Here is a 20,454-nt window from a genome sequence, read left to right as displayed (position 1 = left end):
CAACTCAGGACACCGCCCATGCAGATCCCTCGCCGCCTGTCCCGTTACCTGCCGATCCTCGACTGGGCCAGCCGATACGACCGCGACACCGCGACCTCCGACCTCGTGGCCGCCGTCATCGTCACGATCATGCTGATCCCGCAATCTCTGGCCTATGCCCTGCTCGCGGGGCTGCCTGCCGAGATGGGTCTCTACGCCTCGATCCTGCCGCTGGTGGCCTATGCGATCTTCGGCACCAGCCGCGCACTGGCGGTGGGCCCGGTGGCTGTGGTCTCGCTGATGACCGCCGCCGCGATCGGCCAGCTCGGCCTCAGCGATCCGGCGCAGATCGCGCTGGCGGCGGTCACGCTGGCCTTCATCTCGGGCGCCTTCCTCGTGCTCATCGGCGTGCTGCGGCTCGGCTTTCTTGCCAACTTCCTCAGCCACCCGGTGATCGCGGGGTTCATCACTGCCTCGGGCGTGCTGATCGCTGCCTCGCAGCTCAAGCATATCTTCGGCATCAGCGCCGAAGGGCACACGCTGGTCGAGCTGGTTGGCTCGCTGGTCGCGCATCTGCCCGAAACGAACTTCATCACGCTGGCCATCGGCGTCGCCGCCACCGCCTTTCTGTTTTGGGTGCGCAAGGGGCTGAAGCCGCTGCTGCGCAGCATGGGCTTTGGCCCGCGCATGGCCGACATCCTCGCCAAGGCCGGCCCGGTGGCCGCCGTGGCGGTGACCACCCTGCTGAGCTGGGGCTTTAGCCTCAATGAGGTGGGCGTGAAGGTCGTCGGCGAAGTGCCCATGGGCCTGCCCCCGCTTTCAGCCCCTTCGCTTGATCCGTCGATGTGGAAAACTCTGCTGATGCCCGCGATCCTGATCTCGATCATCGGCTTTGTGGAATCGGTTTCTGTCGCGCAGACGCTTGCCGCCAAGCGCCGCCAGCGGATCGACCCGGATCAGGAACTCATTGGCCTTGGCGCGTCCAACATCGGCTCGGCCCTCTCGGGCGGCTTCCCGGTGACCGGGGGCTTCTCGCGCTCGGTGGTGAACTTCGACGCGGGCGCGGAAACCCCCGCGGCGGGCGCCTACACCGCCGTGGGCATCGGCCTTGCGACGCTGGTGCTGACCCCGCTGCTGTTCTTCCTGCCGAAGGCCACGCTGGCCGCGACGATCATCGTCGCCGTGCTGAGCCTCGTCGACTTCTCGATCCTCAAGAAGACATGGGTCTATTCGAAGGTGGATTTCACCGCCGTCTCGGCGACCATCGTGCTGACCCTGCTCGTGGGTGTCGAAGTGGGCGTCTCGGCCGGCGTGCTGCTGTCGATCCTGCTGCATCTCTACAAGACCTCGAAGCCGCATGTGGCCGAGGTTGGACTGGTGCCGGGCACGCATCACTTCCGCAACGTGCTGCGGCATGAGGTGGAAACTCTGCCCGGCGTGCTGACGCTGCGGGTCGATGAGAGCCTCTACTTCGTCAATGCCCGCTTCCTCGAGGAATACGTGCTGACCCGCGTCGCCGAATGCCAGAATCTGCGCCACGTGGTGCTGATGTTCCCGGCGGTCAACGAAGTGGACATGAGCGCGCTGGAAACGCTCGAAGAGATCAACCGCCGCCTTGATGAGCAAGGGATCACCCTGCATCTGACCGAAGTGAAAGGCCCGGTGATGGACCGGCTCAAGCGCTCGCATTTCCTCGAAGAGCTCTCGGGCCGGGTGTTCCTGTCGCAGTATCAGGCGTGGTGCGCGCTACAGGCGGACGCGCCCCATGGGTCCGAGCAGGAACGCGTCGCGGCCCAGTAGAAGCGCCGGATAAAGCGGGCGGCCATAGCCCGCGCCGCCATCCATGTTGAGCCGGTTGGGATAGAGCATGGGCACATCGAGCGCGGTGTGCCCATGCACCACCAGCCGCCCCCAATCGCCCCTCCAGTCAAGGAAGGGCCCACGGATCCACACCAGATCATCCTCTTTCTGATAGTTGAGCAGCACGCCCGGCCGCAGGCCTGCGTGGACGAAGATGTGCTCATCGGTCTCGTGCAGGCGCGGCAACCCCGCGATCCAGTCGCGATGCGCCTGCGGGATCGCCTCCAGCGCGTCGGCATGGATGTCCTCAATCGCACGCCCCTCGCTCACGTCGACGCCGTAAGAGGCCAGCGTCTTGGCTCCGCCAAGCGGCGGATCGGTCCAGATCAGGGGCCGCGAGACATTCGGGTCTTTGTAGCGCGGGTTTTCGAGAAACCTCAGCAGGTAGCGATCATGATTGCCCATCAGGCAGACCCATGGCTTGCCCTCGGCCTGGCCCTGCATCAGCAAGTCGATCACCCCGCGCGCATCGGGCCCGCGATCCACGTAGTCCCCCAGAAAGACGATGGGCGCGCCTGCGTGTTCGTCGCGCGCAATCATCGCAAGTGCCTCCTGAAGGCGTTCAAGCTGACCGTGGATGTCGCCGATGGCGTAGATGGGCTGCATGGGAATTCCTTTCTGCAAGGCATAGTTGGATCCCGGGCCGGCGAGAGGCAAGGGCTGGCGCCCGAGAACCCGCACGCGCGCCCGATCCCATAAAGGCGGCAAAAGGGGCGCCCCGCGAGGCGCCCCTTTCTCTTCTGTCCCTGTCGTCGCTTCGGCCTTTGGCCTTCTTATCAGGCGACGTCGAATTCCAGCGGCTTGACCTGCTGGAAGAGGCCGGTGTCGCGCAGCGCGGTGACCACGTCGTCACCGATCTCTTCGTCGAGATAGGCGATGGCGATGGCTTCGCCGCCAGCGGTCGAGCGGCCCAGCGTGAAGTTCGCGAGGTTGACCTTGTGGTCGCCCAGCATCGAGCCCAGCTTGCCGATGATGCCCGGCACGTCTTCGTTGGTGGTGTAGAGCATGTGCTCGCCCACCTCGGCCTCGATGTTGATGCCCTTGATCTGGATGAAGCGCGGCTTGCCATCCGAGAACACGGTGCCTGCGATCGAACGCTCACGCTTCTCGGTCACCACGGTCACCTTGATGTAGCCCTCGAAGGCGCCCGACTGCTCCTGATTGGTGGTCGAGATCTGGATGCCGCGCTCGCGCGCGATCACCGGGGCCGAGACCATGTTCACCTCGGGCGAGATGGTCTTCATGATGCCAGCGATCAGCGAGCAGTTCAGCGCCTCGAGGTTCATCTCGGCAACAGCCCCGTCGTAGAGGATGTTGATCGCGGTGATCGCCTCATCGGTCATCTGGCCGATGAAGTTGCCGAGATGGCCAGCCAGCTTGATCCACGGCCCCATGACCTTGGCTTCCTCGGCGGTCACCGACGGCATGTTGAGCGCGTTCGACACGGCACCGGTCAGCAGATAGTCGGCCATCTGCTCGGCAACCTGCAGCGCCACGTTTTCCTGCGCTTCGGTCGTCGAGGCGCCGAGGTGCGGGGTGCAGACCACATTGGGCAGACCGAAGAGCACGTTTTCCTTGGCGGGTTCCACGGCGAACACGTCGAAAGCGGCGCCAGCCACGTGACCGGACTTCAGCAGCTCGGCCAGCGCTTCCTCGTCGACGAGGCCGCCACGGGCACAGTTGATGATCCGCACGCCCTTCTTGGTCTTCGCGAGGTTCTCACGGCCAAGGATGTTGCGGGTCTGGTCGGTCAGCGGCACGTGCAGCGTGATGAAGTCGGCGCGGGCGAGCAGCTCGTCCAGCTCGACCTTCTCGACGCCCATCTTGTCGGCCTTCTCTTGGCTCAGGAAGGGGTCATAGGCCGCCACTTTCATCTTCAGGCCGCGGGCACGGTCGCAGACGATGCCGCCGATGTTGCCAGCGCCGATCACGCCAAGGGTCTTGCCGGTCAGCTCGACACCCATGAACTTCGACTTTTCCCACTTGCCGGCATGGGTCAACTCGGACGCCTCGGGCAGTTGGCGGGCGACGGCGAACATCATGGCGATGGCGTGCTCGGCGGTGGTGATCATGTTGCCGAAGGGGGTGTTCATCACGATGACACCCTTTTTCGACGCGGCTTCCTTGTCGATGTTGTCGGTGCCGATGCCAGCGCGACCGACGACCTTGAGGTTGGTCGCCTTCTCGAGGATCGACGGGGTCACCTTGGTGGCCGAGCGGATGGCGAGACCATCATAGTTGCCGATCACTTCGGCCAGCGCGTCCTTGTCCTTGCCGAGCTCGGGGCGGAAGTCGACCTCGATGCCGCGATCGCGGAAGATCTGAACGGCGGCGTCGGAAAGCTTGTCGGAGATGAGAACCTTGGGAGCCATTTCAGCGGTCCTTTCGGGGAAATCGGGATGCAGGGAAAGACGGGACCGCCGCGCGCGGTCCCGCATTTTGCTCAAAAAGTGCGGATCAGGCCGTTTCTGCCTGTGCTTCGATCTCGGTCTCGAAGGCCCATTCGAGCCACAGCGTCAGCGCTTCGATGTCGGCGCTTTCGACCGTGGCACCGCACCAGATACGCAGGCCCGCCGGGGCATCGCGATAGGCGCCGATGTCATAGGCGACGTGGTAGGTCTCGAGCTTCTTGGCCACCGCCTTGGCGAAAGCCGCGCCGTCCTTGATCCGGTCGTCGGTGAACTTCAGGCAGACCGAGGTGTTCGAACGGGTCGCGTCATCCTCGGCGAGGTTGGCGATCCAGTCGTGACGGTCGCAGAAGTCCCACAGCACCTTGGCGTTGCTGGTGGCGCGTTCCTGCAGCTTCTTCAGGCCGCCGATCTTGCGCGCCCAGTCCAGCGCGACGAGGTAATCCTCGACCGCCAGCATCGACGGTGTGTTGATCGTCTCGCCGACGAAGATGCCCTCGATCAGCTTGCCGCCCTTGGTCATGCGGAAGATCTTCGGCATCGGCCATGCCGGGGTGTAGGTCTCGAGGCGCTCGACGGCGCGCGGGCTCAGCACGAGGATACCGTGGGCCGCTTCGCCGCCCATCACCTTCTGCCAGGAGAAGGTGGTGACATCGAGTTTGTCCCAGGGCAGGTCCTGCGCGAAGGCCGCCGAGGTCGCGTCGCAGATGGTCAGGCCATCGCGGTCCGCGGGGATCGCGTCGCCGTTCGGCACGCGCACGCCGGAGGTGGTGCCGTTCCAGGTAAAGACGACGTCATTGTTGAAGTCGACGGTGGCGAGATCGACGATCTGGCCATAGTCGGCGGTCTTCACTTCGGCATCGATTTTCAGCTGCTTGACCACATCGGTCACCCAGCCAGCGCCGAAGGATTCCCACGCCAGCATCTCTGCCTTGCGCGCGCCCAGCAGCGACCACATGGCCATTTCCATGGCGCCGGTGTCCGAGGCGGGCACGATGCCGATCTTATAGTCGGCGGGAATTCCGAGGATCTCGCGGGTGCCTTCGATGGCAGCCTTCAGCTTGTCCTTGCCGACCTTGGCACGGTGCGAACGACCGAGCGCGGCATCGGACAGCATGTCCAGCGAGAAATGGGGGATCTTGGCACAGGGGCCGGAAGAAAAGCGCGGGTTTGCCGGCCGCGCGGACGGTTGGGGTCTAGCCATGATGTCTCTAACCTTACAGATAGTCGCCCTTCGTTGGGGAAGGGTGTCCCACCGCCGCATCTATGCGAGGGCGCGGATTCGGGCAAGACGGGAAATGCATCCATTGCGTCGCTTTTTGGTGATTGCTTGCGCGGGCTGGAGCGGATCGGAAACTTTTGGATCCGGATGGGCTGTAAGGGCGGGCATTTCTGGGGGCTCTGCCCCCGGCCGCGGCGCGGCCTCCCCCGGGATATTTCTGCCAAGAGGAAGATGGGACAGCGCCCTTTCCCCGACCCCTGCCCTCGGCTAGGTCTTTGCCGGACCCGACGCGCCTAACACGAAGAGGACAGAGCGATGCAGTGGAGCGACCTTCTTTGTGCCGAACGGCTGAGCGATCCGAAATATGCCGAAGGGCGCAACCGGTCGATCTTTGTGCAGGACCATGACCGCATCGTGTTTTCCGCACCGTTCCGGCGGCTGGCCAACAAGACGCAAGTGCATCCGCTCTATGAGAACGACCATATCCACCACCGGCTGATCCACTCGGTCGAAGTGGGCAGTGTCGGGCGCTCGCTGGCCATGCACATCGGGCACTGGCTGATCGAACAGGGCGAGATCGGCCCGCATGAGGACCACAGCCTTGCCAATGTGGTGCAGGCCGCCTGCGCCGCGCATGACATCGGCAACCCGCCCTTCGGCCATTCCGGCGAAGCCTCGATCGGGGATTGGTTCGCCGAACGCTTCGACGCGGGCGGCGGGCTCTGCGGCGCGCTCGACAGCGGGCTACGGGACGAGTTCGCCGCCTTCGAGGGCAACGCGCAGGGCTTTCGGATCATCACCCGGCTGGAGATGTACCGCAGCGCCGGTGGCATGCGGCTGTCGAAAGCGGTGCTCGGGGCTTTCATGAAGTATCCCGCCACCGCAGCGACCCGCGCCGCGCTGCCGGCAGAGACCCGCAAGACCTATGTCGGGCTGAAGAAATTCGGCGTCTTCGCAGCCGAAGAGGCGCTCTTTGCCGAAGTGGCGCAGGGCTGCGGCCTGCCCGAGGAAGAGATCGCGGGCGGCCGCTGGTGGCGCCGCCACCCGCTGGTCTTCGTGGTCGAGGCCGCCGATGACATCTGCTACAATATCGTCGACCTCGAGGACGCCTATACCTCTGGCGATCTGCCCTATGACGTGGTGCGCGACCTGCTTGAGGATCTGGCGGGACGGCCCAACCGCGACACCGCCGGGCTGACCCGCACCGAACATATTGCGCTGCTGCGCTCGCTGGCCATCGGGCGGGCCATCGACGCCTGCGTCGCGGCCTTCTGCAGCAACTACCCGGCGATCATGGCGGGCAGCTTTTCCGACTCGCTGATTGGCGCCTCGACCTGCGCGGGCAGTTTCGCGCGCATCGAGGATATGGCGCATGAGCGCATCTTCACCTCGCGGCGCAAGACCGAGCTGGAGATCTCGGGCCGGCAGGTGATCCGCAACGTGCTGGACGGGGTGCTGCCGGTCTATGAAGCGCTGGCGGCGGCGGGCTGGGAGCCCGAGGCGCTGAAAGGTCATCCGGCGCAAATCGCCCGCGCCCTCTCGCTCGACCTGCGCGACATCGACGGGCCGGAGCCTGCGCTGCACGCGCTGGCCGATTTCGTCTCGGGGATGACCGACCGCTATGCGCTGTCGGTGTCGCGGATGCTCTCGGGCACCTGAGGTTACTTGCCCGCGATATTTGTCGCAGCGCAAAGCTCATAACCCCGTGAGGTGCACGGGGGATCTTGATTTGTGACCACATCAGGCGCAGCTTTGGGATATGAACAGCCTGACACCTTTTCCGGGACGCGGCAGCGATGTTGTTGCCTTCCACCGGACCGAGCTGAACGTCATCCTCTCTCTCTACGGCCGCATGGTGGCGGCTGGTGAATGGCGTGACTATGGCATCTCTTCGCTGCGCGAGGTGGCGGTGTTTTCCGTCTTCCGCCGCACCGCCGAAAACCCGCTCTACCGCATCGAGAAACGCCCCAAGCTACGCAATCGGCAGGGGGAATACGCGGTGATCTCGATGGAGGGGCAGGTGCTCAAACGCGGGCATGATCTGAAGACCGTGCTGCGGGTGCTCGAGCGCAAGCTGATCCGCGCGGTCGATGACTGACCGCGCGGCGCATCAAAGCGTCAGGCGCTCTGGCCGACCATGGCGCAGAGCAATTCGAACATGATCGTCACACCGAGGAAGGCGGTGCCGCCGGTGCTGTCGAAGGGCGGCGAGACTTCCACGAGATCGGCGCCCGCGATGTTCAGCCCCATCAGTTCGCGCACCACCTGCAGCGCCTGATAGGAGTTCGGACCGCCGATCTCGGGCGTGCCGGTGCCGGGGGCGAAGGCGGGGTCGACGAAGTCGATGTCGTAGCTGACATAGGTCGGATCCGTGCCCACGATCTCGCGCGCTTCTGCCATGACGTCTTCGACGCCGCGGGCATGGAACTCCTCGATCGGGATGATGCGGATGCCCACCGCCTTGGCGAAGTCGCGGTCTTCATGGTCGTACATCGGGCCGCGGATGCCGATCTGCACCACGCGTTTCGGGTCGAGCAGGCCCTCCTCGACCGCGCGGCGGAAGGGCGTGCCGTGGGTGAATTTGAACCCGCCGAAATAGCTGTCCCAAAGATCCGTATGGCTGTCGAAATGCACCATGCCCAGCGGCTTAGCCTTGCCGAGCGCGCGCAGCACCGGCAGCGAGCAGAGATGGTCTCCGCCGCCCGTGAGAGGCCGGATGCCCGCCGCGACGATCTTGTCGTAAAAGGCGGTGATACGCGCCATGCTGTCCTGAATGTCGGCGGGGTTCGGGCCGACATCGCCAAGATCGGCGCAGGCGGCGGCCTCGAAGGGGCGCACGCCGGTGTGGCCATGTTCGGCGCGGATCATCGTCGAGGCGTCGCGCAACTGGCGCGGACCGTGGCGCGGGCCGGGGCGGTTGGTGGTGCCGCTGTCCCACGGCACGCCGACGAGGCCGATCTCGACCTCTGAAAAGCGCGCATGCTCCGGCTGCACCAGCGGCAGGCGCATGAAGGTGGGAATCCCGGCGAAACGCGGCAGGTCCATGCCAGAGACGGGATGGAAGAAAGGATCACTGGTCATGAGAGGACTCCGGTCAGGCGGGCGTGGCGGGTGACGGGTCCGTCGCCCTGAGCTTCGATGCGGGCCACCGCCTCGGCCAGAGGCTCGAAGGCGACAGCCATGTGATAGGCGTTGGCGTGCAGCAGCATGTCGGGGTCGGCGACCCAAGCCACATGGCCCTTCCAGAACAGCAGATCGCCGCGCTTGGGCGGGGTGCCGGGGGCGAGCGTCTCGCCTAGACCCTTTTCCTGCATGTCGCTGTCGCCGGGGCAGGCCATGTCGCAGGCACGCAGCCCGGCCTGCACCAGCCCCGAGCAATCGATCCCCATCGCCGAATTGCCGCCCCAGAGGTAGGGCGTGCCGAGAAGGCGCTCCGACACTGCAACCGGGTCGGGCTCGGGCCGCGCCAGCGGCAGCATGTGGCCTGCGGGAACAAAACCCACTTCGGTTTTCAGGAAACGCCCCTCCTCGCCGCTGACCTGAAGCTGCGCGCCGAGGCTGAGGAACGCCTGATCCGGGGTCTTCATATTGGGCTCAAGATAGGCATGTGTGGCGCGGGTGGCGACGCGGTGGGTCGGCGTGGTCACCGGCCCCAGCGCCTCTTCCGAGACGAAACCGACATAGCCGTCAGCCTGCGCCTGCACGAAGGCCCAGCCCTCGTAGCGCTCATAGACGATCAGCGCGGCGCCATAGACAAGCTGTCGGTCGCGCGCGCCGCCGGGGGTGCGCAGAAGGTCGGTCACCGGGGCGCTCACCGAGGCAGGCGCGCCTTCGGTGAAATGCTGCGCCTCGACCTCGCCCTGCAGATGGGCGGCGGCGACACGGCCATTCGACGGGGTAAGCCGGGGATCCATCGCGCCGTCCATCACAGGCCCAGCACCTGCGGCAGCGCCGCGAGGATCGCCCGCGGTCCCTGCAGCGCGCCGCCCTTGGGCCGCGCCGGGGCCACGCCGGGGTTCCAGCCGTAGATGTCGAAATGCGCGTAAGGCGTCTCGGTCACGAAGCGACGCAGAAAAAGCGCCGCGGTGATCGAGCCCGCCATGCCGCCCGCGGGCGCGTTGTCGAGATCGGCGATGCCGGGCTCGATCTTGTCCTCATAGGGCTCCCAGAAGGGCATGCGCCAGACCGGGTCCGCCGCCGGTCCACTGGCCGCGGTCAGCGCCCCGGCAAAGCCTTCGTCGTCGGTATAGAATGGCGCGAGGTCCGGCCCCACGGCCACCCGCGCCGCGCCGGTCAGCGTCGCCATCGACAGGATGAAATCGGGCTTTTCCTCATCCGCCAGCGCCAGCGCATCGGCCAGCACCAGCCGCCCCTCGGCATCGGTGTTGTTGATCTCGACGGTCAGCCCCTTGCGCGAGGTGAGAATGTCCTGCGGGCGGAAGGCATTGCCGCTGACCGAGTTCTCGACCGCCGGGATCAGCACGCGCAGCTGCACCTTCAGCCCCAGCGCCATGATCATCCGCGCCAGAGCCAGCACATTGGCCGCGCCGCCCATGTCCTTCTTCATCAGCCCCATGGAGCTGCCCGGCTTGAGGTTGAGCCCGCCGGTGTCGAAACAGACACCCTTGCCGACCAGCGTGAGCCGCGGCCCCTCATTGCCCCAGTGCATGTCAATCAGGCGCGGCGCGCGCGGGCTGGCGCGGCCCACCGCGTGGATCATCGGGAAGTTGTTTTCGAGCAGCGCGTCGCCGGTGGTCACCTCGATGGCGGCACCGAAGTCGCCCGCCAGCGCGCGGGCGGCGGCCTCAAGCTCCTCGGGGCCCATATCCGAGGCGGGGGTGTTGATCAGATCGCGGGTCAGCGCCTCGGAGGCGGCGAGCACCTCGATCTTGGCTGCATCCACGCCCTCGGGCGCGATCAGCCCCGGCAGCACCGGCGCCTCGCCCGCGTAGCGGGTGAAACGGTAGCCGGCGAGCAGCCAGCCAAGCGCCTCTTCCTCGGCGGCCTCTGCGGGCAGCCCTGAGGCGATGCGGTAGGTTCCGCGGGCCAGCCGCCCGAGACCGGCGGCAAGCGCGAAGCGGCTGCGGCGACGGCGGGCGACAGAGCCATAGCCGATCAGCGCCGCAGCGGGCGCGCCGCCTTCACCGGGAATCATCACGGCGTTTCCGATCTCACCGGCAAAGCCGCTGGCCGTCACCCAAGTGCGCACAGCGTCCGGCTGCCCGTCGAGCCAGCCCTCAAGCGCCTCGGTTTCTATCACGTGGAGCGGCAGGGCATCGGCGTCGGCGGGAGCGAAAGTCAGGGTCATAGGAGCCTCTTGGTCGGTTTGGCCAGAGCCTAGCCGAGCCAGCGGCGCCCGCAAGGGGGCCAAGCGGAGCCGTGATGAGCGCCTTATGCTTTGTCAGTCAGGCGGCATACTTCGTCAGTCAGCCGGCATATTTCTAAGCCACCCAAGGCACACTTGAGCAGCCTCCTCAGTGTGAGCTCCCTAAAAACCCGGCCATCTCACCCGCGGCGGATCAGATCGACTGATCCTCCATGTCCCATATGGCATAGAGCGAGCGTTCACCCATCCGCCCGAGCCGCGCCAGCGTGGCCGCCAGTGCCACCCGGTCACCATCGTCGAGACATTGCACCACGTCACAGGAAATGCGGGCGGTGGCCTGCATCCCGATGAATCGGGCGATCTCGCCCAACTCGCAGGTCTGACTGCGCATCTCGGGCCAGCGAGATTGCTGGTGCAGCCGGTCGAGGTGCCCCAGCCTGTAAGCCAGTTCCTCCACCGCGCGGCACAAGGCGTTCTCCGCCTCCTGAGGCCCGAGGTGGGTGAAGAGCGCTTCGAGTTGTTCGGGATCAAGCCCGGCCCGCTCGATGGGCGCGAGTATAGAGACATGGTTCACCGCCTCATCCTCTTCTCCGCGCCCCCACGGGCCATGGTTCTAGCCCGTCCAAGTTCCCAAAAGGTTAGACCGCGGTGTTTCTTCTCTCGAATTCCGCGATAATCCCGCGTATTCCAGCGAAGGCTTCAAGTTGCTTGGAGGATCGAGATGCACAACGCCAAACCGCTACCCGCCTACCTGGTCCAGAGGTTCCAGGGCTGGAAGGCGACCAGCTACGCCGAGAATTCCGCCTGGTACCGACGCCTCGCGTCCGAGGGTCAGCACCCCCGCGCGATGGTGATCTCCTGCTGTGACAGCCGCGTGCATGTCACCTCGATCTTCGGCGCGGACACCGGCGAGTTCTTCATTCACCGCAACATCGCCAACCTCGTGCCCGCCTATCAGCCAGACGGGCTGCAGCACGGCACCTCGGCGGCGGTGGAATATGCGGTCACCGCGCTGAAAGTGGCGCATGTGATCGTGATGGGCCACTCCAGCTGCGGCGGCGTTCAGGGCTGTCTCGACATGTGTTCGGGCAAGGCGCCTCAGCTCGAAGAAAAGTCGAGCTTCGTCGGTCGCTGGATGGACATCCTGCGCCCCGGCTACGACCGCGTGGTCAAGCGCAAGCCCGAGAACATGGCCCGCGCGCTGGAAAAGGAATCGGTGCTCGTCTCGCTCGAGAACCTGATGACCTTCCCCTTCGTGCGTCAGGCCGTCGAAGCGCAAGACCTGTCGATCCACGGCCTCTGGCATGACATCGGCAGCGGCTCGATCGAATGCTACGACCCGAAGGCCGGCGGCTACGTTCAGGTCTGAGGGCGCTGCCCTCAGCGCCTGCCGGAATGCCCCCGGTCTGCCCTACAGTCAGCCCTGAAGCTGCGCGCTCTGCCCATCGCGGCTGAGGCGCAGCGCCGGGCGGCCAAGCCGCAGCGCCAGCGCGCGCAGCGGCGCCCCAAGGCTTCGGCCCGTACAGACCTCTGCGCCACTGTCGAGGCGGCTGAGGATCATACGGCCAGACCGGAACCCCAGCCCGAATCCCTTGCTTCGCAGCCGCGACACCAGATCGGGCCAGCTGCAGGCACCCTCGATCTGCGGCAGCACCACCATGCGCAGCAGCGCGGCGGTCTCGCAGTCGGGATCCTGAGGCAGAGTTGCTGGCGGGGTCTCTTGCAGGCTTTCCGGCAGCGCACCTTCGGCAAGCGCGGCCTCTTCATGCCCTCCGGGCGTCAGGAAGACGGTCGTGCTTGAAACGGTGGCGTCAAGAAATGGTCCGGAAAATGCTCCGGTGCGATCATCACTATCCATTGCTCAAATCTCGTCGATACTGAAAAAACTCTCATCATAGCATGAATTTGCAGAGTCGCGGCGTGCAATCCATGGCGCTGGGGTCACGTATTCCGGACAGTGCCGCTCTCGACGCCCGAAGCGGTTGCCCAAAGGACCAGCGGGGCGCGCGATCACCCGACCGCACGCCCCGCTCTCTTACTGGCACCACACTAAGTCCGGCCTTCACCGGAGACCCCCGCGTCTTTGCCGGCACTCAAAACAACACAGCCAGCACAACTCAACGCGACACGAGGGTCGATGGGGGCTCGCAACTCCCCGCCCCCGGGGGATAACTGGCCTCTGGAAAACGCGATCACGGATCGCCGAGGCGGCACTGGTGACGAAAACCTTTGTTCGGGCCCGCTCAGGACGGCAGGCGGAAGTTGTTCAGCAGCCGCGTCATCAGCTTGGGCATCGGTCGGTCCCGCCGGCTCAGCAGAGACAGGTCGCGGGCGGCAACGGCTACGATGCGGCGGCCCCGGGCGATGTCTGCGAGATCAATGGTCATGTCGGCACTCCTTTGGTTGGTTGCGCCTTCTGGCGGGTGCGGCGGGTGACCGTCGCTGTTGATGTATCTTTTCTACCAAGCCGCGAGTTTCCCGCCCATCCTGACGGCGGAGTAGGTGCCGTTCCCAGTGGGCGAGGCGCACCTATCCCAAAGGATGGGGTGCGATCCGAATTTCTGACAAAACTTTAAAAAACATAGTAAAAACCCGCCCCTAGAAGGGACGGGCTTTAAGAAGTCATTAAGGATTTTCCGGCGGTCAGCCCTTCTTGAGCACTTTCTGCCCGAGCACCTCTGCAATCTGCACGGCATTGAGAGCCGCGCCCTTGCGCAGGTTGTCCGACACGCACCACAGGTTCAGGCCGTTCTCGATGGTCGGGTCCTGACGGATACGGCTGATGAAGGTCGCGAAATCGCCGACGCATTCCTTCGGCGTGATGTAGCCGCCGTCTTCGCGCTTATCGACGACCATGATGCCCGGCGCTTCGCGCAGGATGTCACGGGCTTCGTCTTCGTCGAGGAAGTCCTCAAACTCGATGTTGATCGCTTCCGAGTGGCCCACAAAGACCGGCACGCGCACGCAGGTCGCGGTCAGCTTGATCGACGGATCGATGATCTTCTTGGTCTCGGCGACCATCTTCCACTCTTCCTTGGTCGAGCCGTCTTCCATGAAGACGTCGATATGCGGAATGACGTTGAAGGCGATTTCCTTGGGGTACTTCTTCGGCGGCACCTCAGAGACCGGGTTGTAGACCGATTTGGTCTGCTCCCAGAGCTCGTCCATACCTTCTTTGCCAGAGCCCGAAACCGACTGATAGGTCGACACGACGACGCGCTTGATCTTGGCGCGGTCGTGCAGCGGCTTCAGCGCCACGACCATCTGCGCGGTCGAGCAGTTCGGGTTGGCGATGATGTTCTTCTTGGAATAGCCGTGCACCGCGTCGGCGTTCACTTCCGGAACGATCAGCGGCACGTCCGGGTCGTAGCGGTAGAGCGAGCTGTTGTCGATCACCACGCAGCCCGCAGCGGCGGCCTTCGGCGCGAATTCCTTCGTCGGACCCGAGCCCACGGCAAACAGCGCCATGTCCCAGCCGGTGAAATCGAAAGTGGCGAGATCCTGGGTCTTGAGTGTCTTGTCGCCAAAGCTCACCTCGGTGCCGAGGGATTTGCGCGATGCGAGTACGGCGATTTCGTCGACCGGGAATTCGCGTTCGGCGAGGATGTTCAGCATTTCGCGGCCCACGTTCCCCGTGGCGCCGACAACAACGACCTTGTAGCCCATGGTTCTGGCTCTCCTTCCTGTGTGCTGCGCGCGGGCGGATCCCGCGCTGCAAGCTGGCGCGCGTCTTACCGCATGCCACCTATATGCGGAAGGCCTGTTTTCCAGTGAAAGACGGCCCGAAACCGACATGCGCTGCGAAAAAACCACGCATTCGCCATCCTTCGCCCCGAATGTAATGAATTCGAAGGGTTTCTCTTCACGGGTGATGATTTTCGTGGCATTGGGCGGGTGTTCGCCGGGGATTTCCGCTGTTCTTCGTGGCATTCCCCTTCGCCCACTTGTCCAATGTTTAGGCAAGTGAGTAGAACATAAACGTATTTGAAGACCATTTGGGCAGATCAAGCCATGCGGCGAGCGGTAAAGAGGCAGCAAATTTCAGGGCGCCCGACAGGAATTGCCAGATTTCTCCCAAGGCTGAGGCTCCGCAGATCCCGCGCGCGCTTCTACAAGTCTGTGATCAGCATGCCCCGCCCGCAAAAGCAGCTGATCTTTCTTGTCCTCGACATGGTTATGGTCGGCATCGCCATGGCCGCGGCGCTTATGCTCAATGCGACGGTGCGCAGCGATCTTCCCGGCGCGGCGCAGCTTGTTCCGCTGATCGCCCTGATGATGGTCGCCGGCGGTGTGATCTCTTGGCGCCTGCAACTGCCGCGGATCAAGCTCAACGCCTTCGAAACCCGCGGCATCACCCGGACCGCGCTGTTCTCGGTTCTGACCGGCATCTCTGCCGTGGTCCTCGATGCCGCATTCGGCACCCCCATCTCGGCGGCCGTCTATCTCAACCTCGTGCTGCTGCTGATGGTGCTGAGCGCCACCTGGCGGATCGCCCTGCGCCATGTGACCATCGGGCTCTACCGTCGCAGCAATCGGCGGATGCGGGTGCTGATCTATGGCGCGGGCCAGACCGGCCAGCAGCTGGTCGCCGCGCTGCGCCATGATGATGCCATCGAACCGGTCTGCTTCGTCGACGACAACCCCACGCTGCAATCGCTGGTGGTCTCTGGCCTGCGCGTCCACGCGCCTTCCTCCATCAAACACCTGATCGAGACAAAGGTGATCGACCGCGTCGTGCTGGCGATGCCCTCGATCCGTCAGCCGGAACTGGCCCGCATCGCCCACCGCCTGCGCAGCATCGGCTGCGAGGTGCACGCGCTGCCGTCCTTTGCCGAACTGGTCGGCGAAGGCGAACTGCGCAAGCGCGTCTCGCCGGTCTCGCTCGACGATCTCCTTGGCCGCGGCCGGCTCGAAAGCGAGCTTCCGGGCGTCAGCCACGCCTATTCCGGGCGCCGCATCCTGATCACCGGCGCCGGTGGCTCGATCGGCTCGGAGCTTTGCCGCCAATTGCTGGGCTGCAAACCCGAGTGCATCGTCGCCCTCGATCACTCCGAACTGGCGCTCTACAACATCGACAAGGAACTGCGCGATCTCTCCGAGGGGCTCAACATCACCCCCGTGCTCGGCTCGGTGATGGATGACACGCTTATCGCCGAAGTGCTGCGCGACTACCGGATCGACGTGGTGCTGCACGCCGCCGCCTACAAGCATCTGCCGCTGGTCGAGAGCAACGTCATCGCTGGCATGCGCAACAACGTGCTGGGCACCAAGATCGTCGCCGAGGCCGCGCGCGAGGCTGGTGTCGAGCGGTTCATCCTCGTGTCCTCCGACAAGGCCGTGCGCCCGACCAACGTCATGGGCGCGTCGAAACGCCTAGCCGAGCTTATCGTGCAGGATCTCGCCACCCGGTCCAGCGAGACCCGTTTCTCGATGGTCCGTTTCGGCAATGTGCTGGGCTCGTCGGGCTCGGTCATCCCGCTCTTCGAAGAGCAGATTGCCCGTGGCGGGCCGGTCACCCTCACCGACCGCCGGGTGACGCGCTACTTCATGACCATCTCCGAAGCCGCCCGCCTCGTGCTGCTGGCAGGCTCCTTCTCGCGCGGCGGCGACGTCTTCGTGCTCGACATGGGCAAGCCGGTGCCGATCCACAAGCTGGCGCGCCAGATGATCGAAGGCGCGGGCTATTCGGTGAAGGACGACAAGAACCCCGACGGCGACATCGAGATCGAGGTCACCGGCCTGCGCAAGGGCGAGAAGCTGCACGAAGAGCTGCTGATCTCTACCGACATGCTGACCACCCCGCACCACAAGATCCTGCGCGCGCAAGAAAGCTACCTGTCCGAATTCGAGATCGCCACCGCGATGAAGGACCTGCGGCAAGCCGTGGCAGAGCGCGACGAAATTCTTGCCCGCGAGATCATCGCCCGCTGGGTCGAGCATGGAGAAAAGCCCGCGGCCAAAGCCGATGAGGCAAAGTCGCTCTGACGCCGCAGGCGAGCAGGACAGCCATTTCACCAACGCAAAAGAGGGACCGCGCAAGCGCCGCCCCTCTTTTCTTTTCTAGCGCCAGGTCTTCCGCCTGACGACCGCGGGCGCGGTGTCAGCGCCCCGGGATATCCTCGCGCGGCGGTGCCGGATCCCATTCCTCGATCAGATGCGCGGCCTCATCGGCGCTCTCCACGAAGCGGAAGAGGTCGAGGTCCTCAGGGCTGATCGTGCCCGCCTCCTTCAGCGCCTCCCAGTTGATGATGCCGTCCCAGAACTCCCGCCCGAACAGCAGGATCGGAACCCGCTGCATCCGCCCGGTCTGGATCAGGGTCAGCGTCTCGAACATCTCATCCAGCGTACCGAAGCCGCCCGGAAAGACGCAGATCGCCCGCGCGCGCATCAGGAAGTGCATCTTGCGGATCGCGAAGTAATGGAAGTTGAAGCACAGGTTCGGCGTCACATATTCGTTCGGCGCCTGCTCGTGCGGCAGCACGATGTTCAGCCCGATCGACACGCCGCCCGCTTCCTCGGCGCCGCGATTGCCCGCTTCCATCACACCCGGACCGCCGCCGGTGGTGACCACGAACTCGCGGTTGCCGCTGGCGACGGATTTGCGCGTCATCGCCTGCGCAAAAAGCCGCGCTTCTTCATAGAATCGCGACAGGTCGGCCAGCGTCTTGGTGCGCGCCTTGTCCTTGTCGGCGGGGGCCGGGATGCGCGCGCCGCCGAACAGCACGACGGTGCTGTCGATCTGGCGCTCGTCCAGTTCCAGCTGCGGCTTCAGAAGTTCCAGCTGCAGCCGCACCGGGCGCAGCTCTTCCCGGCACAGGAAGGCCTCGTCGGCAAAGGCGAGGCGATAGGACGGGGCGCGGGTCTGCGGCGTGTCCGGGATCGCCTCGGCGGTTTTCCGGTCGTGGCCCGCATCGCGAAAGATGGAATGGCGTTCGTCGTTCATTGTCGGCCGTCCTTGTTCTGCTCAAACTCCGAATATAGCGTGCCCGGCGGCAAGGGCAGCAAAGGAATTGAAAATGGACTGGAAAGCCGAGATCGCCACCGCCGCAGAGCGCATCGATGCCCATGTGCAGCGCACACCGCTGATGCAAAGCGCCGTGCTGTGGGACCATCCGGTCGAGCTGAAGCTCGAACACATGCAGCATACCGGCAGTTTCAAGGCGCGCGGCGCCTTCAACACGCTGCTTTCGGGCGATGTGCCCGCCGCTGGCGTGGTCGCCGCCTCGGGCGGGAATCACGGCGCCGCCGTGGCCTATGCGGCAACGCGACTCGGCCACCGCGCGCAGATCTTCGTCCCCGAGATTGCCGGTCCCGCCAAGATCGCCCTCATTGAGCGCACCGGCGCGGCGCTGACCGTGGTGCCCGGCGAATATGCCAACGCGCTCGAGCAGGCCCGCGCCTATGAGGCCGAGACCGGCGCCATGCAGATCCACGCCTATGATGCCCCCGCCACCGTCGCCGGTCAGGGCACGATGATGCGCGAGTGGGAACAGCAGGGGCTAAAGGCCGACACCGTGCTGATCGCGGTGGGCGGCGGCGGGCTGATCGCCGGGGCGCTGGCGTGGCTGCAGGGCGCGCGCCGCATCATCGCCGTCGAGCCGGACAGCGCCCGCACGCTTGCCGCCGCGCTCGACGCGGGCGCGCCGGTGGATGTCGAGGCTTCGGGCGTGGCCGCCAACGCGCTTGGCGCGCGCCGCATCGGTGATATCTGCCTTGGGCTGGCGCAACAGCATCTCGCCCGCAGCCTCACCGTCAGCGACGACGCGATAACCGAGGCGCAGCACTGCCTGTGGCAAAGCCATCGCCTGCTGGTCGAGCCCGCTGGCGCCACCGCCCTCGCCGCCCTGCGCTCGGGCGCCTATCGCCCCGATCCGGGCGAACGTGTGGCGGTCCTGCTCTGCGGCGGCAACATCGCCCCCGACCCCTTCGGCTGACGCACGCCATACCGCGCCCGCACCTTCCTCTTGGCAAAAATATCCCGGGGGAGGCCGCCGCAGGCGGGCGGGGGCAGCGCCCCCTCCCCTTCCACAAAACAAAAAAGGGGCGCCGCAAAGCGCGGCGCCCCCCAAACCCTGCCCAGGCAGAGATCAGATGTTCTGCGCCGACATCTCGCGCGCGATATGATCCGCCTGCCGGATCGCCAGCGCCACGATGGTCAACGTCGGGTTCTCCGACGCCCCTGTGGTGAACTGCGAGCCGTCCGAGATGAACAGGTTCGGCACGTCGTGGCTCTGCCCATGCTTGTTGACCACCCCGTCGCGCGGGTTTTCCGACATGCGGTTGGTGCCGAGGTTATGCGTCGACGGATAGGGCGGCGTCGGCAGGGTGCGGGTCGCGCCCACCGCTTCATAGATCGCCTTGGCCCGCCCATAGGCATGGTTGCGCATGGCGATGTCGTTGGGGTGATCGCTGAAGTTCACATTGGCCACCGGCAGACCGAACTGGTCCTTCAGGTCATGGTTCAACGTCACCCGGTTGGTCTCCTGCGGCATGTCCTCGCCAACGATCCACAGCCCGGCCATGTTCTCGTAGGCATCCAGCGCCGTGGTGAACTCGCGCCCCCATGCGCCGGGGTCGAGGAAGGCCGCCATGAACGGCAGACCCAGCGACAGCGTCTCCATCTCGTAGCCGCCGACGAAGCCGCGCGACGGATCGTGCCTCGCCTCGTCCTGCACGATCCCCGCCATCGTGGTGCCGCGCCACATGCGCACCGGCTTGTCGAAGATCGCGTAAACAGACCCGGTCGTGTGCCGCATGTAGTTGCGCCCCACCTGCCCCGAGCTGTTGCCCAACCCGTCCGGGAACATCGACGAGGCCGAGTTCAGCAGCAGCCGCGGGCTCTCGAAGGAATTGCCCGCCACGCAGACGATGCGCGCCTTCTGCATCTGCAGGCTGCCATCCTTGTCGTAATACTCGACGCCGGTGGCCTTGCCGCTGTCGTCATGCAGGATGCGCGCCACATGGGCATGGTCGCGCACCTCGAGGTTGCCGGTCGCCTCGCCGCGCGGAATGTCGGTATAGGCCGCCGACCATTTGGCCCCCCATTTGCAGCCCTGAAAGCAAAAGCCGGTCTGCTGGCAGGCCATGCGGTCGTCGTAATCGGCGGCGTTGATCGCCATCCGCCCGGTGTGCACTTCCTCATAGCCCAGAGCCTTCGCCCCGGCCTCGAGCACCTTGTAGTTGGTGTTGCCGGGCAGCCCCTCGCGCCCGCCGGTGCGGGTGACGCCCAGCTTGTCCTCGGCCTTGGCGTACCACGGCTCCATCTCGGCGGCGTCGATCGGCCAGTCCAGCAGGTTCGCGCCCTGCACATCGCCATAGGTGGTCTTGGCCTTCCACTCATGCTCTTGGAACCGCAGCGAGGCGCCCGCCCAGTGGATCGAGGTGCCGCCGACCGCTTTCACGATCCACGCCGGCAGGCCCGAGAAATCCTTCGCCACCCGCCAGTCGCCGCTGGTCGAGCGCGCATCGGTCCATGCCAGTTGGCCGAAGCTCTCCCATTCGTCGTTGATGTAGTCCTCGGGCAGGTAGCGCCCGCCCGCTTCCAGCGCCACGACGCTCACGCCCTTCTGCGCAAGCTCGTTCGCCAGCACACCGCCGCCAGCGCCGGTGCCGATGATCACGACGACGCTGTCGTCATTCATGTCGAAAGGTGCAGCCAT

General features: G+C 65.3%; 18 protein-coding genes. 6 read left to right on the top strand and 12 right to left on the bottom strand.

From position 1 onward, the window contains the following. The first annotated feature begins 18 nt into the window (after window positions 1–18). Complete coding sequence (locus ACXAD2_RS12365) at window positions 19–1,779, top strand: SulP family inorganic anion transporter (protein ID WP_475170338.1); 1,761 nt, start codon at window positions 19–21, stop codon at window positions 1,777–1,779. Here the strand turns inward: ACXAD2_RS12365 and ACXAD2_RS12360 are convergent. The 3 genes from ACXAD2_RS12360 to ACXAD2_RS12350 all read right to left on the bottom strand — a co-directional run bounded on the left by ACXAD2_RS12360 (window position 1,726) and on the right by ACXAD2_RS12350 (window position 5,451). Next, complete coding sequence (locus ACXAD2_RS12360) at window positions 1,726–2,445, bottom strand: metallophosphoesterase (protein ID WP_475170335.1); 720 nt, start codon at window positions 2,443–2,445, stop codon at window positions 1,726–1,728. The genes ACXAD2_RS12365 and ACXAD2_RS12360 overlap by 54 nt on opposite strands. Window positions 2,446–2,615: 170 nt before the next feature. Next, complete coding sequence (gene serA, locus ACXAD2_RS12355; protein WP_475170330.1) at window positions 2,616–4,211, bottom strand: phosphoglycerate dehydrogenase; 1,596 nt, start codon at window positions 4,209–4,211, stop codon at window positions 2,616–2,618. An 85-nt stretch (window positions 4,212–4,296) separates the two neighbouring features. After that, window positions 4,297–5,451, bottom strand: coding sequence for a phosphoserine transaminase (locus ACXAD2_RS12350; protein WP_475170325.1), 1,155 nt, complete (start codon window positions 5,449–5,451; stop codon window positions 4,297–4,299). Window positions 5,452–5,784: 333 nt separating this feature from the next. Here ACXAD2_RS12350 and dgt point away from each other — a divergent pair, with 333 nt between their 5' ends. Both dgt and ACXAD2_RS12340 read left to right on the top strand, forming a co-directional pair. Continuing rightward, on the top strand, window positions 5,785–7,128 hold the full coding sequence (gene dgt / locus ACXAD2_RS12345) for a dGTP triphosphohydrolase (protein ID WP_475170321.1): 1,344 nt from the start codon (window positions 5,785–5,787) through the stop codon (window positions 7,126–7,128). A 100-nt stretch (window positions 7,129–7,228) separates the two neighbouring features. After that, window positions 7,229–7,567, top strand: coding sequence for a DUF2794 domain-containing protein (locus tag ACXAD2_RS12340; RefSeq protein WP_164180095.1), 339 nt, complete (start codon window positions 7,229–7,231; stop codon window positions 7,565–7,567). A gap of 20 nt (window positions 7,568–7,587) precedes the next feature. Here ACXAD2_RS12340 and speB read toward each other — a convergent pair whose 3' ends face one another. The 4 genes from speB to ACXAD2_RS12320 all read right to left on the bottom strand — a co-directional run bounded on the left by speB (window position 7,588) and on the right by ACXAD2_RS12320 (window position 11,369). Beyond that, window positions 7,588–8,550, bottom strand: coding sequence for an agmatinase (speB, locus tag ACXAD2_RS12335; RefSeq protein WP_475170318.1), 963 nt, complete (start codon window positions 8,548–8,550; stop codon window positions 7,588–7,590). Further along, complete coding sequence (locus ACXAD2_RS12330) at window positions 8,547–9,383, bottom strand: C40 family peptidase (protein ID WP_475170312.1); 837 nt, start codon at window positions 9,381–9,383, stop codon at window positions 8,547–8,549. The genes speB and ACXAD2_RS12330 overlap by 4 nt, the downstream gene beginning before the upstream one ends. Before the next feature lie 11 nt (window positions 9,384–9,394). Continuing rightward, window positions 9,395–10,777 carry a leucyl aminopeptidase family protein gene (locus ACXAD2_RS12325; protein WP_475170309.1) on the bottom strand — a complete coding sequence of 461 codons (1,383 nt, stop codon included), beginning with the start codon at window positions 10,775–10,777 and terminating at the stop codon, window positions 9,395–9,397. A gap of 211 nt (window positions 10,778–10,988) precedes the next feature. Next, window positions 10,989–11,369: a hypothetical protein gene (locus tag ACXAD2_RS12320; protein WP_475170307.1), complete on the bottom strand. Its 381-nt coding sequence runs from the start codon at window positions 11,367–11,369 to the stop codon at window positions 10,989–10,991. Window positions 11,370–11,516: 147 nt separating this feature from the next. Between ACXAD2_RS12320 and ACXAD2_RS12315 the strand changes: the two genes are divergently transcribed. Beyond that, on the top strand, window positions 11,517–12,164 hold the full coding sequence (locus ACXAD2_RS12315; protein WP_066103837.1) for a carbonic anhydrase: 648 nt from the start codon (window positions 11,517–11,519) through the stop codon (window positions 12,162–12,164). Between the two features lie 48 nt (window positions 12,165–12,212). Here ACXAD2_RS12315 and ACXAD2_RS12310 read toward each other — a convergent pair whose 3' ends face one another. From ACXAD2_RS12310 to ACXAD2_RS12300, 3 genes are all read right to left on the bottom strand, one after another. Next, on the bottom strand, window positions 12,213–12,653 hold the full coding sequence (locus ACXAD2_RS12310) for a hypothetical protein (protein WP_475170303.1): 441 nt from the start codon (window positions 12,651–12,653) through the stop codon (window positions 12,213–12,215). A 385-nt stretch (window positions 12,654–13,038) separates the two neighbouring features. Then, window positions 13,039–13,182 (bottom strand): hypothetical protein, encoded by a 144-nt coding sequence (locus ACXAD2_RS12305; RefSeq protein WP_157374027.1) that lies wholly within the window; start codon window positions 13,180–13,182, stop codon window positions 13,039–13,041. Between the two features lie 256 nt (window positions 13,183–13,438). Then, window positions 13,439–14,461 (bottom strand): aspartate-semialdehyde dehydrogenase, encoded by a 1,023-nt coding sequence (locus ACXAD2_RS12300; protein WP_066103836.1) that lies wholly within the window; start codon window positions 14,459–14,461, stop codon window positions 13,439–13,441. A 462-nt stretch (window positions 14,462–14,923) separates the two neighbouring features. Here ACXAD2_RS12300 and ACXAD2_RS12295 point away from each other — a divergent pair, with 462 nt between their 5' ends. Then, on the top strand, window positions 14,924–16,780 hold the full coding sequence (locus tag ACXAD2_RS12295; protein ID WP_475170295.1) for a polysaccharide biosynthesis protein: 1,857 nt from the start codon (window positions 14,924–14,926) through the stop codon (window positions 16,778–16,780). Between the two features lie 115 nt (window positions 16,781–16,895). Here the strand turns inward: ACXAD2_RS12295 and ACXAD2_RS12290 are convergent, their stop codons facing one another. Continuing rightward, on the bottom strand, window positions 16,896–17,738 hold the full coding sequence (locus tag ACXAD2_RS12290; protein WP_066103832.1) for an LOG family protein: 843 nt from the start codon (window positions 17,736–17,738) through the stop codon (window positions 16,896–16,898). A gap of 73 nt (window positions 17,739–17,811) precedes the next feature. Here ACXAD2_RS12290 and ACXAD2_RS12285 point away from each other — a divergent pair, with 73 nt between their 5' ends. Continuing rightward, window positions 17,812–18,729: a threonine/serine dehydratase gene (locus ACXAD2_RS12285; RefSeq protein ID WP_475170292.1), complete on the top strand. Its 918-nt coding sequence runs from the start codon at window positions 17,812–17,814 to the stop codon at window positions 18,727–18,729. 153 nt (window positions 18,730–18,882) lie between these two features. Here ACXAD2_RS12285 and ACXAD2_RS12280 read toward each other — a convergent pair whose 3' ends face one another. Continuing rightward, window positions 18,883–20,454 (bottom strand): GMC family oxidoreductase, encoded by a 1,572-nt coding sequence (locus ACXAD2_RS12280; RefSeq protein ID WP_475170288.1) that lies wholly within the window; start codon window positions 20,452–20,454, stop codon window positions 18,883–18,885.

The organism is Salipiger sp. ABN3_019 (assembly GCF_056158605.1).
The sequence above is the reverse complement of the archived record's forward strand: the minus strand, read 5'-3'. Positions and strand labels throughout refer to the sequence as shown.